Genomic DNA, 14,431 nt, shown 5'->3' with positions numbered 1-14,431 from the left:
TTTCGTGGCAACGCTCAGGCCAGCTTGAGATCGGCGGCCGGCGGGAGGAAGGACGGGTCGTAGATATCCGAGGCCGGCATCGGGCGCGAGATGCCGAAGGCCTCCCGCACCGCATCGATGCTGCGCTGAAGCCGCGCGGTGTCCACCTGGCCGAAGCCGTTGCGGCGGACATGGTCCGTGAAGGTCAGCCGGTCCAGCGCCATGCGCAGGCGCTCTGTCTCCAGGTTCACATCCGTCAGCGGTTCGCGGCGGCGGAGATTGGCGATGGTGGCGGCGGGGTCGCGCAGGCTCTCATACTGCGCGCGGACCAGGCCGCGGATCAGGCCCGTGACGGCGCGGGGATTGGCCGTGGCCCAGCGGCGGGTGGTGATGAGGGAGGTCGCGAAGAAATCCGCGCCGACATCGCTGTAGAGCATGGTGACGATGTCCTGCTCCGGAATGCCGAGGCCGCGGAGCGAGAAGATGCCCGACGTGATGAAGCCCGTGATGGCATTCGCCCGGCCCTGCACCAGCATGGGCTCGCGGAGCTGCGGCGTCACCGTGGTCCAGCGCACGCTGTTCGGGTCGATCCCCGCGGCCTTGGCGAAGGCGGGGAAGAGCTGCCGGCCGGCATCCGATTCCGGGCTGGCGAGCGTCTTGCCGACCAGGTCGGCGGGGGTGCGGATGTTCTCCCGCCGGAGCGTCATGATCGCCATTGCCGTGGCGTCATGGATGATGAAGGGGGTGAAGAGGTCACTCTCCGCCCGCTCCAGCCGCATGCGGATGGTGGGGTTGAGGTCGGCGACGCCGACATCATAGGCGCCGGCGGAAATCTTGACGGGCACGTCGCCGGAGCCGAAGCCGCGATCCATCGTCACGTTCAGCCCGGCTTCGCGGAAATAGCCGCGGTCCAGCGCCAGAAGGAAGGCGCCCTGCGGCCCCTGCAAGGCCCAGTCCAGGGTGAAGCGGACATCCAGCAGCGATTGCGCATGCACCGCGGGGGCGGCGAGGGCGGTGCCCAGCAGGGCAAGGGTGTGGCGTCGGCGGAGCATGGCGGTTCCCGGCAGGTTGTGGTTGCGGCGCTGTTAGCAAGCGCCGGGCGGGCGGTGGAGGGGGCCTTTTGCCCGGGCGGGCGGCTTCCCGTGGGTGGTTTGCCCATGGCGTGGGCGGAATGTCCAGGAATTGGGCGGTTCCGGGCTGGCTGGCCCGGATTGGTGCTTGCGCGGGGCGGCCCGGATTTGCACCCTGGGAAGGACATCGCCGCGAAAGGGCCTCCCCGGATGCTCGCCACCGCCACGCCGCTGCTGAAGCGCTTCTGGTACCCCGTGATCCCCGTCAGCCATCTGCAGGACGGGCCGAAGCCCTTCCGGCTGCTGGGCAAGGATCTGGTGCTGTGGCTGGACGGGGAGGGCAAGGCGGCCGCGATGGATGACCGCTGCTGCCACCGCACGGCCAAGCTCTCCAAGGGCTTCTACAGCAATGGCTGGCTGGCCTGCGGCTACCATGGCTGGGAATTTTCGTCGGAGGGCCGGGTGATGCGCGTGCCGCAGCGGCCGGTGGATCGCCAGGGGCAGACCAACATGCGGGTGCCGTCCTACCGCGCCGAGATCCGCTACGACTATGTCTGGGTGGCGCTGGAGGATCCCGTGTACCCGCTGCCGGAATTCGAGGAGGAGGGCCTCGGCTTCCGTCGCATCGACGAGTTCTACGAGGTGTGGAACTGCGCGGGGCTGCGGCTGATGGAGAACAGCTTCGACAACGCCCATTTCGCCTTCGTCCACCGCGCCAGCTTCGGCGACCAGGGGCATCCCGAGCCCGCGAAGCTCGAGATCGAGGAATACGCGGACGGCTTCCTGATGATCACGGAAGTGCCGGTGCGCAACCCCGAGATCCAGAAGAAGGTGCTGAACATGGAGAGCGACACGACGGTGCGCCACATGAACGGCCGCTGGTACGCGCCCTTCCTCCGCAAGCTCCGCATCCGCTACCCCAACGGCCTAAGCCACAGCATCGTCACCTGCGCGACGCCGATCGACGATGCGTCCTCGATGGTGGTACAGTTCGTCTATCGCAACGACACGGAGGAGCAGGCGAAGGCCGAAGACGTGATCGCCTTCGACCGCGTCGTGACGGATGAGGATCGCGACATCCTGGAGAGCACGGAATTTGACGTGCCGCTGGACCAGACGGGCATCGAGATGAACATGCCGAGCGACCGGCCCGGCGTGCTGATGCGCCGGATGCTCGCGCGGATGATCGCGGAACACCAGGCGAAGGTGCCGGCCGAAGCGGCGGAGTAGCTGCTACTTCGGAATGGTGAAGATCCGGCCCAGGCTCGCCGCCCTGGTCGGGTCGATCCCCGCCGCGACCAGCGTGCCCCAGACGCCGACCGCGGCGCTGTCCAGCACGGGGATGCCCGTCTCGGCCTCGAGCGGCGCCATCACCTCCCAGCCCGGCAGGTTGGTGGACCAGAGCAGGATCGCGTCCACGCCGCCTTCCCGCGCCACCTCCCGCACCAAAGCGCCGATGCGGTCAGGGGTGAGTTCGGCGGAAGCGAGGTTGTCCTTCAAGCCGAGGCTCCGCACCGGGCCGAGGTCGCGCCCGAAGCCGGCGGCGGCTTCCGCGGCATAGGCGGTGTCGCCGGGCGTCACGAAGCCGATGCGCTTCGCGCCCAGCCGGTCCAGCAGCGTAGCCGTGTCCAGCGTCGCGGTGGTGGCGGGGCAGTTGGCGGCCTCGCTCATGATGGCGCAGAGCCTGCGGTCGGCATCGAGCCCGAGCCCCGCGCCGCGCGTGCCGTTCCAGCAGACGACGCCGACATGGGCATGGCCGAGCTGCCAGGCGGCGTGGCGATAGGGTTCCGTGTCGTAGCCATCCTTGGGCTGGCCGATCCCGGGCCCGTAATAGGTGATGCGCGCGATGCAGCTGTCCACGCCGGGGAAGTGGCGCATCACGCCGGCGAGCGTGCGCTCCACCGTGCGGTTGGAGGAGGGCGTGATGGAACCGATGGCGGGCAGCATTCAGGGGGACTCCGGGGGGCCAGGCAGCAGGATCGCACGGGCAGGCGTGTAGCGAAGGGCGCAGGGGGTGCCGGGGGCGGGGGGCTCGGCCAGTGCCGCGCGGTCCAGCCGTGCCAACAGCCGGCCCACAGGGGTGCCGACCCAGACATCCAGGCCCTGGCCCTTGAAGATCGCCTGCTCCACGGTGCCGGGGATGGTGGTGGGGGATGCCTCGGCGGATGGCAGCAGGGACAGCGCCTCCGGCCGGATGGCGATGGCGGCCTGGCTGCCGGTCGCGATCGGCGGATGCGTGGCGGCAAGGCGAAGGCCGCCCGGCAGGTCCAGCAGGGCGATGCCCTCCGCGCAGCCAGCGATGCGGCCTTCCAGCATGTTGGCGACGCCCATGAAGTCCGCCACGAAGCGGCTGGCGGGGCGGTCATAGACCTCCGTCCCCGTGCCCACCTGCATCAGCACGCCACGCTCCATCACGGCGAGCCGATCCGCGAGGGTCAGAGCCTCCTCCTGGTCATGCGTCACCATCAGCGTGGTCAGGCCGAGGCGGCGGACGAGCAGGCGGAGCTCCACCTGCATCTCCTCTCGCAGCTTGCGGTCCAGCGCGCCGAAGGGCTCGTCCAGCAGCAGCACGCGGGGGCGATAGACAAGCGCCCGGGCGAGGGCCACGCGCTGCTGCTGCCCGCCGCTGAGCTGCGCGGGCATGCGGTCCGCGAAGGCGTCGAGGCGCACGAGCTTGAGCGCCTCCGTGACGCGCGTCGCGGCCTCGGATTTCCGGATGCGGCGCATCTCCAGCCCGAAGGCGACGTTGCGCGCTACAGTGAGGTGCGGGAACAACCCGTAGGACTGGAACAGCATGCCGAGGTTGCGGCGATGCGCGGGCAGGCCGAGGACGGAGGCGCCGCCGATCAGGACATCGCCGCCGCTCGGCTCGATCAGGCCCGCCACCATCCGCAAGGTCGTCGTCTTGCCGCAGCCGGAGGGGCCGAGCAGCGCCAGCATCTCCCCGGGCTGCACATCGAGATCGACGCCCCGCACCACCGGCGTGGCGCCGAAGCTCTTGGTGAGCGCCCGGAGCGTGACGCCCTGGCCGAGATCGGGCGTGCTCAGAGGGAGAAGATCCGGTTGAGGCGTTCCGTCCAGCCGGCGCGGCGCGCGTTGATGTAGGTCCAATCCGGGGTGAAGAGGCCGCGCTTGTCCATCTCCTCGACGGGGTAGGCGATCCAGCGCGCGGTTTCCGGCGCGAAGGTGATGCCGGAGACCGGCGGCGAGGTGAGGGCGAATTCGGAAAGGCCCTTCTGCACCGCGGGCTCGATCATGCGGTTCATGAAGGCGACGGCGAGGTCCTGGTGCGGGCCGTTCTTCACCAGCACCTGGCAGTTGGTGCCGGCGAAGCTGCCTTCCTTCGGGAAGGCCATGGTCACGGGCGCGCGGCGGTTGGTGTAGGGGTAGATGTACTTGGAATATTCGACCAGGCCGATATCCGCCTGGCCCTGCGCGATCTCATTCGCGGCCTGGATGCCGTCGCCGAAGATGTTGAGGATGTTGGGGCGCAGCGCGGCGACGCGGTCGAAGGCCTTGTCGATCTCGTACTGCGCCTCCGCGAAGGGCTTCCCGGTCTCGATCGCGGCGGCGACGATCAGGAAGAACATGGAGGGCGTGTTGTTCGGGCTGACCAGCTTCAGCTTGCCGCGGTAGCGCGGTTCCCACAGCTCCGCATAGCTCTCCGGCGGGCGGACGCGCGTGTTGTGGAAGATGCCGCCGAGGGAGATGCCGAGCGCGGTGCCGAAGCCTTCCTCGTAGAGGAAGCGGGGGTAGAGATTCGCCATGGCGGGCATGCGGTCCCACGGCAGTTCGGCGATCAGGCCCTCGGCCTTCGCGATGGGGATGGCGAGGTCGTCGATGAACATGACGGAGAAGCGCGGATTGTCCTTGGTCGCGCGCATCTTGGAGACGTTGGCCAGGGTGAAGCCTTCTTCCGGCAGCACCTTGCAGCCGAAGTCGCGCTCGAAGGCCGGGATGATCTGGCGCTTGACGTAGTCGCCCTGCGCGCCGCCCCAGATGCCGACGCTGATCTCCCGCTGCTGCGCGGCCAGCGGCTTGACGAAGGGGGTGGCGAGGGCGGTGCCCAGCAGGGCGCGGCGGGTGGTGTTCATGCCTTGGGTCTCCTCTGTCAGGACGCGATGCGGCGAACGCCGATGCCGAGGCCCTTCTCGATCAGCAGCACCAGGCCGAGCGCGAAGAAGACCATCAGCGCGGAGAGCGCGGCGATGGAGGGGTCGAAGAACCGCTGGATGGCGGCGTAGAGGTAGAGCGGCAGCGGGAAGCTCCGCGCATCCGCGAGCCACATGGAAATGGCGAAATCATCGAAGGAGATGATGAAGGCGAAGATCGCACCGGCGGCGACGCCGGGCCTGATCTGCGGCCAGATGACGCGAAGGAACACCGCGACGGGACCGGCGCCGAGCACGCGCGCCGCATCCTCCTGCGTCGGATCGGCGGTGGCGAGGGCCCCCGAGACGGAGCGCACGACATAGGGGATGCAGACGACCATGTGGCCGATCCACATCTGCAGGAACGCGCCGCGCAGGCCGAGCAGGGAGAAGGTCTGCAGCAGCCCGACGCCCGTGACGATCAGCGGCACTACCAGCGGCCCCAGCACCAGCGCCTGCACCAGGCCTCGCCCCGGGAAGCGCAGCCGCACCAGCGCCATGGCGCAGGGAATGCCGAGCGCCATGGCGCCGATCGTCGAGACCACCGCCAGCTTCAGGGAGACGAGCAGCGCCGATTGTGCCTCCGGCTCCGTCAGCACGGCGACATACCATTCGAGGGTGAAGCCCTCCGGCGGGAAGACGATGTAGGGCGTGTCGCTGATCGACATGGCGATCGGCACCAGCAGCGGCGCCACGATGATGGCCAGCAGCAGCGCGGTGACCAGGCCGAGCGGCCAGGGGATGCGGTCGCTCATGCCTGCGCCCATCGGTTGATGCGCCGCCCGATGATGCCGATGAAGACCAGGTTCACCAGCAGCACCATGGCGACCAGCAGGCTCGCCAGCGCCGCACCGAAGGGCCAGTCATGCAGGGTCAGCACCTGCTGTTCGATCAGCGTGCCGAGCAGCGGCGAGAAATTGCCGCCCAGGATCTGCGGAGTCACGAAGGCCGCCGCCGTCAGCGAGAAGACGAGCGGCAGCCCGACCGCGAGGCCCGGCAGGCTGAGCGGCAGGATGATGCGGAGGAAGCGCTGCGCGGGGCCCGCGCCCGCCACCGTCGCCGCCTGCTCCGCGGAGGGCGGGATGCGCCCGATGGCGCCGGCCAGCGGCAGCACCATGAAGGGCAGGAAGACATGGACGGAGGCGATGAGCACCGCCCATTCCGTGTAGAGGATCGCCGGCGGATCCTCCCACCCCAGCCCCTGCAGGACCCAGGAGATAAGGCCGTTGCGGCTGAGGATGGCGGACCAGCCGTAGCTGCGCACCACGACATTCACCAGCAGCGGCGTAACCAGCACCAGGGTGACGGTGCGCGACAGCCAGGGCCGCCCGCGTGCCAGCACCCAGGCCAGCGGGTAGCCGACGATGGCGGCGACGATGGCGGCGGAGGTCGCCATGCGGATGGTGCGCAGCAGGACGCGCCAGTAGAGGTCGGTGGCGAAGGCGCGGCGGTAGTTCTCGATGGTCAGGCCGTATTGCATGACGCCGGCCTCGGTCCGCGCGCCGATGCCGAGGTAGAGGGTCTGCGCCGCGGGAAAGACGAAGCAGGCGAGCAGGAAGAGCACGGCGGGGCCGGCGAGGAGCCAGCCCAGGAGGGCCGGCGAGAGGCGGGTTCGTGCTTCCACGCGGGGAAGCCTAGACCCGCTTCAAGGGACCGGTGGCGGCGATGCGGTTGGAAAAATCGCCGTGCTGGACGTGAAGTGGCGCATCCCGCGGCAGGGGCGTGGGCGGATGCCTGTGGAATGATCAGCGCGTCAGGCGCCTTTGCATCCCGGCATCGCGGGCATGCGCGCGCAGCACCATCTCCCGATAGGCGGGCTCGAGCTTGCGCGCGGCCTCGATCGCGGGGGCGAAGGCCTCGCGGTAGCCGGCGGTGAGGTCGCGGGCTTCCTGCCGCAAGGCGGCCTCGTCCATGGTGGTGATGCGGCCCTCCTCGAAGACGACGACGCCATCGACGATGGTGGTGCGGACGCTGCCGGCGGGCTCGCAGAAGACAAGCTGGCGATGCAGGTCGTTCAGGGGCGTGAAGGGAAGGGTGTCGAGGTCCAGCAGGATCACGTCGGCCCTGGCCCCGGGGCTGAGCTGGCCGATATCCGGCCAGCGCAGCGCCCGCGCGCCGCCCTGCATCGCGCAGCGCAGGATCTCCTTCGCGCCCGGCCAGCGGCGGTAATCCACGTCGGAGAGCGTGTGCACCAGCCCAGCCATCTTGATGGCGGCCCAGGGGTTGATGGCGTCGTCCGCCACCGCCTCATCCGTGCCGATGCAGATCGGCACGCCGGCATCGCGGAGAGCGCGGAACGGCATCACCCCGCTGCCGAGGCGGAGGTTGCAGAGCGGGTTGTGCGCGACCGTGGCGCCGGATCGCGCGATCAGCGCGATGTCGTCATCATCCACCCAGATGGCGTGGATGACGACGAGGAATTCGTCGAGGATGCCGTAGTCATGCGCCAGCCGCACCAGGCTGCGCCCGAACTTCTCCTCCCCCAGCACGCGCTGGAGCTTGGTTTCCAGGATGTGGCAGTTGAAGGGGAGGTCGTGCTTCCGCGCCATGGCCGATAGGGCCTGGAGGTAGGGCACTTCGCAGCGCTGGGGCGCGGAGCAGGAGAGCGCCGCGGCAATGCGGCCGCCTGATGTCCGGTCCCAGGTGCTGATCAGGTGGTCGTAGAGGGCGAGCAGTTCCGCCGTGGACTGCCGCGGCGCGGCCTCCATCGCGGCGATGGCGTCGGGGGGGAGGAGGTCCTTGAGGAAGGGGTATTTCTCGTATTCGACGAGCTGCGGCTGGTCGATGGCGACGCGGGCGCGCATGCCGCTGTCGCGATACGCCTCCATGATGCCGTCGATTCCGTCCTTGTCTGCAACGGGCACGTGGAAGGCATCGTCCATCACGGTGGTTACGCCGTTGCGCAGCATCTCCATGGCGCCCAGCATGGTGCGGACGTAATTGAGGCGCTTGACCGGCGCGCCATCCAGCAGCGGCGGCACCTCATAGAGCATGAAGACTTCCAGCGGCAGGCCATCCACCATGCCGCGCAGGAAATTGCCGGGGCTGTGGAAATGCGCGTTGATGAGGCCGGGCATGGCGAGCATGCCGCGCGCCTCGATCACGCGCGCGGGTGCGCGGTCTGGACAAAGGCCGGGGCCGACGGCCACGATGGCATTGCCCTCGATGAGGATATCGCCCTCCGGCCATTCGCGGCCGGCTTCGTCGAAGGTCAGGATTCGGGCATTGCGGATCAGGATGGACATGGCGACCCCTTCGTCACGAGCAGGCTACCCTGCATGAGTCGCGTGCTGGAAGGGCGCCGCGCCTTCGTCACGGGCGGCGGCGCGGGGATCGGGCGCGCCATCGTGCTGGCGCTGGCGCAAGCGGGGGCGGCGGTCTGCGTCACGGACCTCGATGGCGCGGCGGCGCAGCGCGTGGCGGCGGAGGCCGGGGGCGGCGCCTTCGGGCTGGCGCTGGATGTGCGCGATGCCGCGGCGACGGCGGCGGCAGTGGAGCAGGCCGCGGCGCGGCTGGGCGGGATCGATGCGGCGGTGGCGAATGCCGGCGTCTCGACCATGCGGCGCGTGGTGGACCTGACGGAGGCCGAGTGGGACTTCAACATGGACGTCAACGCCAAGGGCGTCTTCCTGACGAACCAGGCGGTGGTGCGTGCCATGCTGGCGGCGGGGACGAAGGGGGCGATCGTCAACACCGCGTCACTCGCCGCCAAGGTCGGCGCGCCGCTGCTGGCGCATTACTCCGCGAGCAAGTTTGCCGTAGCCGGCTTCACCCAGGCCATCGCGAAGGAAGTGGCGGGGAACGGCATCCGCGTGAACTGCGTCTGCCCCGGCTTCGTCGCGACCTCCATGCAGGAGCGGGAGGTGGTGTGGGAAGCGCAGCTGCGCGGCATGAGCGAGGAGGCGGTGCGCGCCGAATACGTGTCGCTGACGCCGCTCGGCCGCTTGCAGCAGCCCGAGGATGTGGCCGATGTCGTGGTCTTCCTGCTGTCCGATTCCGCGCGATTCATGACCGGCCTGGCCGTGGACGTGAATGGCGGCGTGTTCATGAGCTGATGGAGCATCCATGATTCCCGGCCTGTTCGAGACCAAGAAGACCGTCATTGCCATGGCCCATCTCGGGCCGCTGCCGGGCTCGCCGCTCTATGACCAGAAGCGCGGCATGCAGGGGCTGCTGGATGATGTGCTGGAGGATATCGCCGCGCTGCAGAAGGGCGGCGTGGACGCCATCATGTTCGGCAATGAGGGCGACCGCCCCTACCTGTTGAAGGCAACGCCCGAGAGCCTGGCGGCGATGACGGCGCTGGTGACGGCGGCGAAGCCCGCGCTGACGGTGCCCTTCGGCGTCAACTACCTCTGGGACCCCGTCGGCACCGTGGCGGTGGCCGCCGCGACCGGCGCGCGCTTCGCGCGGGAGGTCTTCACCGGCGTCTATGCCAGCGACATGGGCATGTGGGAGCCGGATTGCGCCGGCGCGCTGCGGCTGCGGGCGCAGCTCGGGCGGCAGGATCTCAAGCTGCTCTTCAACATCAATGCGGAGTTCGCCAGCACGCCGGACACGCGCAGCATCGAGCAGCGGGCGAGGAGCGCCATCTTCTCCTCCCTCGCCGATGTCATCTGCGTCTCCGGCGGCATCACGGGCCAGGCGGTGGAGGGATCGGATCTGGAAGCCGCGCGGCGCGGGGCAGGGGCAACGCCGGTCTTCGCCAATACCGGCGTGAACATCGACAATGTCGAGGCGATCATGCGCATCGCCGATGGCTGCGTGATCGGCACGCATTTCAAGCACCAGGGCAATACCTGGAACAAGGTGGACCCGGATCGCGTTGCGCGGTTCATGGACCGGGTGCGCGGGTTGCGCTGAACCGATGGCGCGGCTGATCGGGATCGATATCGGCACCACCTCCACCATCGGCATCCTGGTGGAGAGCGGGGGCAAGGTGCTGGCGACGGCATCGCGCCCGGTCGATCTGCGCAGCCCCGCGCCGGGCTGGGCGGAAGAAGACCCCGACCAGTGGTGGGACAACACCGTCGCGGTGATCGCGGCGATGCTGGCGGAATCGCCCGGACCCGTGGATGCCATCGGCGTGACGGGCATGGTGCCGGCGCTGGTGCTGCGGGATGCGGCGGGGGCGCTGATCCGGCCGAGCATCCAGCAGAGCGACGGGCGCACCAGCGCGGAGGTCGAGGCGATCCGCGCCGAGGTCGATGAGGCCGCCTTCATCGCCCGCACCGGCAATGGCGTGAACCAGCAGTTGATCGCGCCGAAGCTTCGCTGGCTGCGCAAGCATGAGCCCGAGGCCTTCGCCCGCATCGCGACCATGCGCGGCAGCTACGACGACATCGCCTGGCGCCTGACCGGCGTGGATTCGCTGGAACGCAATTGGGCGCTGGAGGCGGGGTTCCTGGACCTCGGCACCGATGCCATCGCGGAGGATCTGGTGGCGCTGGGTGGCGTCACGCCCGCGGTTCTGCCGCCGCTGAGGGCAGGGCATGCGGTGATCGGCGGCGTCACCGCCGATATCCCCGGGCTGGCGAAGGGCACGCCGGTGGTCGCAGGCTGCGCGGACCATGTGGCCTCCGCCTTCGTGGCCGGAGTGACGCGGCCGGGCGACCTGCTGGTGAAATTCGGGGGCGCGGGCGACATCCTGCTGGCGACAGCCGCGCCGCGGCCCGATCCGCGCCTCTTCCTCGATTTCCACCTGGTGCCCGGGCTGTTCCTGCCGAATGGCTGCATGGCGTCCTCCGGCGCCGTGCTCAACTGGGTGGTGCGGGAATGGGGCGGCGGGCTGACCCATGCGCAGCTGGATGCGATGGCGACGGCGGTGGCGCCCGGCGCGGCGGGGCTGCTGCTGCTGCCCTATTTCCTCGGCGAGAAGACGCCGCTGCACGATCCGCATGCCCGCGGCACGCTGGTCGGCCTCGGCCTGCATCACGGGATGGCGCATGTCTGGCGCGCGGCGCTGGAAGCCGTGTGCTTCGGCTTCCGCCATCATGTCGAGGTGCTGCGCGAACTCGGCCATGAGGCCTCCCGCGTGATCGCGAGCGATGGCGGCGCGGCGAGCCGCGTCTGGATGCAGATCGCGGCGGATGTGCTGGGGCTGCCGGTCCACCTGCTGCATGGGCATCCCGGGTCGTGCCTCGGCGCGGCCTATGTCGCGGGGGTCGGCGTGGGCGCCTTCGAGGATTGGAACGCCATCGGGCGCTTCGTGACGCCGGCCGGGCGCGTGGAGCCCGATGCGGCGGCGGTGGCGCGTTATGACGCGATCTATCCGCTGTGGCGCGAGAGCTATGAGCGGCTGAAGCCGCTCTTTCCGAAGCTGGCGGCGGTGACGGCATGCTGAAGACACACGGGCGCTACGCGCATCGATCCATCGAGGACCGGCCCCGCTTCCGCTGGCCGGGCGGGAAGGGGCTTGCGCTGTATGTTGCCCTCAATGTCGAGCAATACGCCTTCGGCGAGGGGCTGGTGGAGGATCTGGTGCCCGGCGGCACGCAGCCCGACGTGCTGAACAATGCCTGGCGCGAATACGGCACGCGAGTCGGCGCCTGGCGGCTGCTGCGGCAGTTCGAACGGCACGGCGTCCCGTTGACGGTGCTGCTGAACAGCGCGGTCTATGACCAGGCGCCGGATTTCCCCGCGGCCTGCCGCGCGCTGGGCCACGAGATCGCCTGCCATGGCCGCACCAATTCGGAAAGCCAGGCGGGCCTCTCCGAAGCGGATGAGCGGACACTGATCGCGGAAGCGACGTCGCGCATCGCGCGGGAGGAAGGCGTGGCGCCGGAGGGCTGGCTCGGCCCCTGGCTGTCGGAGACGGCGCGGACGCCGGAGCTGATCCGCCGCGCGGGCTATCGCTACATCATGGATTGGGGCTGCGACGACCAGCCGATCTGGCTGCTGACGGATGCGGGGCCGCTGCTGGCGATGCCCTATTCCCAGGAGATCAACGACAGCGTCGCCATCATCGGCCGCCAGGCGAGTGCCGCCGAATTCGCCGACATGATCATCGACCAGGTTGACCAGATGATCGCGGATGCTGCCGACACGCCGCTGGTCTTCGGGCTCGCGCTGCATGCCAACATCATGGGCCAGCCCTTCCGCCGCCGGCAGCTGGACCGCGCGCTGGCGCATATCGCCGCGCGCGCGGTGGATATCTGGATCACGCGCGGGGCCGATATCGCGGCCTTCGTGCATCAGGACCCGTCGCGGGCGGTTTGATGGGCGCGGCGACCCCCACCCCAACCAGCCTTCGGCGTTGTGGCAATGCCCCAACCCCCCGCAAGCGCGGGGGAGGGAGCTTCACGGCGCGTACATCAATCGCGGCAGCCACAGCGCCATCTCGGGGATGGCGATCAGCAGCACCGTCATCAGCACCATCGCGGCGAAGAAGGGGATGGTGCCGGCGAAGACCTGCGCGATGGTGCCTTCCCGCCGCACGGCCTGGATGACGTAGAGCGTCATGCCCACGGGCGGCGACAGCAGCGAGACCTCGCACATCAGCACCATGAAGACGCCGAACCAGATCGGGTCGATGCCGGCGGCGACCACCACGGGGAAGACGATGGGCACGGTGCCGACCATCATCGGCAGGCTTTCGAAGAAGACGCCGAGCAGCAGGTAGAAGACGGCCAGCGCGATCAGCAGCTCGATCCGCGACGCGCCGAGATCCACCACGAACTTGCCGAGCGCCGGCGTCACGCCCAGCAGCCCCAGCACGAAGTTCAGGTAGAAGGCGGCCGCCAGCACCAGCATGGACATGGCCGTGAGCTGCGCGGTGGCGATGAAGCATTCATGCAGCATCGCGACATTCAGCCGGCCATAGAGCGCCGCGATGGGCAGCGCCGCCACCACGGCCAGCGCCGCGCTTTCCGTCACCGTCGCCCAGCCCGTGTAGATGGAGCCCATGATGATGGTGAAGATGATCAGCGGCGGCAGCAGGTCCACCAGGCGCTTGAGCCGCACCATCAAGGGGTCCAGCACCTCCTTCTGCCGCACCCAGTCAGGCCGCGCCCAGGCCAGCACGATGATCGTCGCCATGAAAAGCAGCGTCATGACGATGCCGGGAATCACGGCCGCCGCGTAGAGCTGGCCGACGGAGGTATTGGTCAGCGCGCCATAGACGATCAGCGCGATGCCCGGCGGGATGAGGTTGCCGAGCGAGGCGCCGGCGGCGATGGAGCCGAGCACGATGCGGTCGTCATATTGGCGCTTCCGGAAGCTGGGCAGCGCCACCGTCGCGATGGTCGCCGCCGTGGCGACGGAGGAGCCGGAGACGGCGGAGAAGATGGCGCTGGCGCCGACATTGGTGTGCAGCAGCCCGCCGGGCAGGGGGTTCAGCCAGTCCGACAGCGACTGGTAGAGCCGGTCCGTGCTGCCGCTGCGGACCAGGATCTCTCCCAGCAGGATGTAGAGCGGGATGGAGAGAAGGACGTAATCCTCCATCGCGCCCCAGAACTGCATCCCCGCCGCGGCGACCAGCGCCGGGCTCAGATAGAGCACGGCACCCAGGGCCGCGATGGCGAACATCGCGGTCGCGACATGCAGGCCGAGGAAGAGCAGCCCGACCAGCAGGCAGAAGCCGATCGCGGTCTCGCCGACGCCGATCATGGCGTGCCCTCCTGCCGCTTGGCGATGGCGCTGGCTTCGATGGCGACTTCCTCATCCAGCGTCATGGGGCCGTAGAGCTGGTTGACGCGCCGCCTGTCGGTCACCAGCAGCCAGGCGGCGTGCAGCGCCAGCAGCACCGCGATCGCGGCGAAGACGACGATGCCCGCAAGCCACAGCGATTGCGGAATCCAGAGCGGCGTGCCGAGCGGCGTAATGGCATGGGCGTCGAACTCGATCGTCTCCTCCAGCACCGCCCATCCCCGCAGCGAGGCAAAGACGCCGAAGCCCGCCAGCAGCGCATAGGCCAGGGCATTCAGGAAGGCGCGCAGCCATTCCGGCATGTGGGCCAGCAGGAAATCCACGCGGGTGTGGGACTTCGTCACCAGCGCCCAGGCGAAGGCGAGGGAGGAGACGACGGCGGTGGTATAGCCGCCGACCTCGTCGATGCCCTGCAGGGAGAAGCCGAGCAGCTTGCGGCCGATGATCTCGAAGCAGGTCACGAAGGAGAGGAAGAGAAGCCACCAGCCACCGGCGAGGGCCAGGAGGCGGGCGGGCGGGCCGAGGACACGAGTCAGGGGATTGCCGTCATTCATGGCCTGGCCCCACGCATTTCCCATGCCATCG

Annotated in this window: 14 protein-coding genes; 5 read left to right on the top strand and 9 right to left on the bottom strand. The window is 69.3% G+C overall.

Features of this window, described 5'->3' with window-relative positions; all coding sequences use genetic code 11:
- Positions 1–14 precede the first annotated feature (14 nt).
- Positions 15–1,031, bottom strand: coding sequence for an ABC transporter substrate-binding protein (locus tag G3576_RS01895; protein WP_164692625.1), 1,017 nt, complete (start codon positions 1,029–1,031; stop codon positions 15–17).
- 228 nt (positions 1,032–1,259) lie between these two features.
- Between G3576_RS01895 and G3576_RS01890 the strand changes: the two genes are divergently transcribed.
- Entirely contained in the window at positions 1,260–2,279 is a 1,020-nt protein-coding gene (locus G3576_RS01890) for an aromatic ring-hydroxylating dioxygenase subunit alpha (protein ID WP_164692624.1), read from the top strand.
- A 3-nt stretch (positions 2,280–2,282) separates the two neighbouring features.
- Here G3576_RS01890 and G3576_RS01885 read toward each other — a convergent pair whose 3' ends face one another.
- The 6 genes from G3576_RS01885 to G3576_RS01860 form a co-directional block, all read right to left on the bottom strand.
- Positions 2,283–2,996, bottom strand: a complete 714-nt coding sequence (locus tag G3576_RS01885; RefSeq protein WP_164692623.1) for an aspartate racemase/maleate isomerase family protein — start codon at positions 2,994–2,996, stop codon at positions 2,283–2,285.
- Positions 2,997–4,025, bottom strand: coding sequence for an ABC transporter ATP-binding protein (locus G3576_RS01880; RefSeq protein WP_164692622.1), 1,029 nt, complete (start codon positions 4,023–4,025; stop codon positions 2,997–2,999).
- Between the two features lie 68 nt (positions 4,026–4,093).
- Positions 4,094–5,143, bottom strand: coding sequence for an ABC transporter substrate-binding protein (locus tag G3576_RS01875; RefSeq protein WP_164692621.1), 1,050 nt, complete (start codon positions 5,141–5,143; stop codon positions 4,094–4,096).
- A 17-nt stretch (positions 5,144–5,160) separates the two neighbouring features.
- Positions 5,161–5,955 carry an ABC transporter permease gene (locus tag G3576_RS01870; protein WP_164692620.1) on the bottom strand — a complete coding sequence of 265 codons (795 nt, stop codon included), beginning with the start codon at positions 5,953–5,955 and terminating at the stop codon, positions 5,161–5,163.
- Complete coding sequence (locus G3576_RS01865; protein WP_164692619.1) at positions 5,952–6,824, bottom strand: ABC transporter permease; 873 nt, start codon at positions 6,822–6,824, stop codon at positions 5,952–5,954. Before G3576_RS01865 ends, G3576_RS01870 begins: the two co-directional genes overlap by 4 nt.
- A gap of 121 nt (positions 6,825–6,945) precedes the next feature.
- Positions 6,946–8,445, bottom strand: coding sequence for an amidohydrolase family protein (locus G3576_RS01860; RefSeq protein WP_164692618.1), 1,500 nt, complete (start codon positions 8,443–8,445; stop codon positions 6,946–6,948).
- A 33-nt stretch (positions 8,446–8,478) separates the two neighbouring features.
- Here G3576_RS01860 and G3576_RS01855 point away from each other — a divergent pair, with 33 nt between their 5' ends.
- From G3576_RS01855 to G3576_RS01840, 4 genes are read left to right on the top strand one after another with little or no spacing between them, the layout of a single operon-like run.
- Complete coding sequence (locus G3576_RS01855) at positions 8,479–9,255, top strand: SDR family oxidoreductase (protein ID WP_164692617.1); 777 nt, start codon at positions 8,479–8,481, stop codon at positions 9,253–9,255.
- Positions 9,256–9,265: 10 nt separating this feature from the next.
- On the top strand, positions 9,266–10,063 hold the full coding sequence (locus G3576_RS01850) for a BtpA/SgcQ family protein (RefSeq protein ID WP_164692616.1): 798 nt from the start codon (positions 9,266–9,268) through the stop codon (positions 10,061–10,063).
- Between the two features lie 4 nt (positions 10,064–10,067).
- Complete coding sequence (locus G3576_RS01845; protein WP_164692615.1) at positions 10,068–11,543, top strand: FGGY-family carbohydrate kinase; 1,476 nt, start codon at positions 10,068–10,070, stop codon at positions 11,541–11,543.
- Positions 11,537–12,418, top strand: a complete 882-nt coding sequence (locus G3576_RS01840; RefSeq protein WP_164692614.1) for a polysaccharide deacetylase family protein — start codon at positions 11,537–11,539, stop codon at positions 12,416–12,418. The genes G3576_RS01845 and G3576_RS01840 overlap by 7 nt, the downstream gene beginning before the upstream one ends.
- Before the next feature lie 81 nt (positions 12,419–12,499).
- On the opposite strand, the gene G3576_RS01835 is transcribed toward G3576_RS01840, so the two are convergent.
- Positions 12,500–13,807 carry a TRAP transporter large permease gene (locus G3576_RS01835; RefSeq protein ID WP_164692613.1) on the bottom strand — a complete coding sequence of 436 codons (1,308 nt, stop codon included), beginning with the start codon at positions 13,805–13,807 and terminating at the stop codon, positions 12,500–12,502.
- Positions 13,804–14,424 (bottom strand): TRAP transporter small permease subunit, encoded by a 621-nt coding sequence (locus G3576_RS01830; RefSeq protein ID WP_164692612.1) that lies wholly within the window; start codon positions 14,422–14,424, stop codon positions 13,804–13,806. The genes G3576_RS01835 and G3576_RS01830 overlap by 4 nt, the downstream gene beginning before the upstream one ends.
- Positions 14,425–14,431 lie beyond the last annotated feature (7 nt).

Origin of the sequence: Falsiroseomonas algicola, assembly GCF_011040385.1 — a bacterium.
In the GTDB taxonomy this organism is placed as follows: Bacteria; Pseudomonadota; Alphaproteobacteria; order Acetobacterales; family Acetobacteraceae; genus Falsiroseomonas; species Falsiroseomonas algicola.
The sequence above is the reverse complement of the archived record's forward strand: the minus strand, read 5'-3'. Positions and strand labels throughout refer to the sequence as shown.

Bases quoted from the DNA above. Each gene is read 5' to 3' on its own strand.
- G3576_RS01895 (WP_164692625.1), bottom strand. From the start codon at position 1,031: ATGCTCCGCCGACGCCACACCCTTGCCCTGCTGGGCACCGCCCTCGCC.
- G3576_RS01890 (WP_164692624.1), top strand. From the start codon at position 1,260: ATGCTCGCCACCGCCACGCCGCTGCTGAAGCGCTTCTGGTACCCCGTG.
- G3576_RS01885 (WP_164692623.1), bottom strand. From the start codon at position 2,996: ATGCTGCCCGCCATCGGTTCCATCACGCCCTCCTCCAACCGCACGGTG.
- G3576_RS01875 (WP_164692621.1), bottom strand. From the start codon at position 5,143: ATGAACACCACCCGCCGCGCCCTGCTGGGCACCGCCCTCGCCACCCCC.
- G3576_RS01870 (WP_164692620.1), bottom strand. From the start codon at position 5,955: ATGAGCGACCGCATCCCCTGGCCGCTCGGCCTGGTCACCGCGCTGCTG.
- G3576_RS01860 (WP_164692618.1), bottom strand. From the start codon at position 8,445: ATGTCCATCCTGATCCGCAATGCCCGAATCCTGACCTTCGACGAAGCC.
- G3576_RS01855 (WP_164692617.1), top strand. From the start codon at position 8,479: ATGAGTCGCGTGCTGGAAGGGCGCCGCGCCTTCGTCACGGGCGGCGGC.
- G3576_RS01850 (WP_164692616.1), top strand. From the start codon at position 9,266: ATGATTCCCGGCCTGTTCGAGACCAAGAAGACCGTCATTGCCATGGCC.
- G3576_RS01845 (WP_164692615.1), top strand. From the start codon at position 10,068: ATGGCGCGGCTGATCGGGATCGATATCGGCACCACCTCCACCATCGGC.
- G3576_RS01840 (WP_164692614.1), top strand. From the start codon at position 11,537: ATGCTGAAGACACACGGGCGCTACGCGCATCGATCCATCGAGGACCGG.
- G3576_RS01835 (WP_164692613.1), bottom strand. From the start codon at position 13,807: ATGATCGGCGTCGGCGAGACCGCGATCGGCTTCTGCCTGCTGGTCGGG.
- G3576_RS01830 (WP_164692612.1), bottom strand. From the start codon at position 14,424: ATGGGAAATGCGTGGGGCCAGGCCATGAATGACGGCAATCCCCTGACT.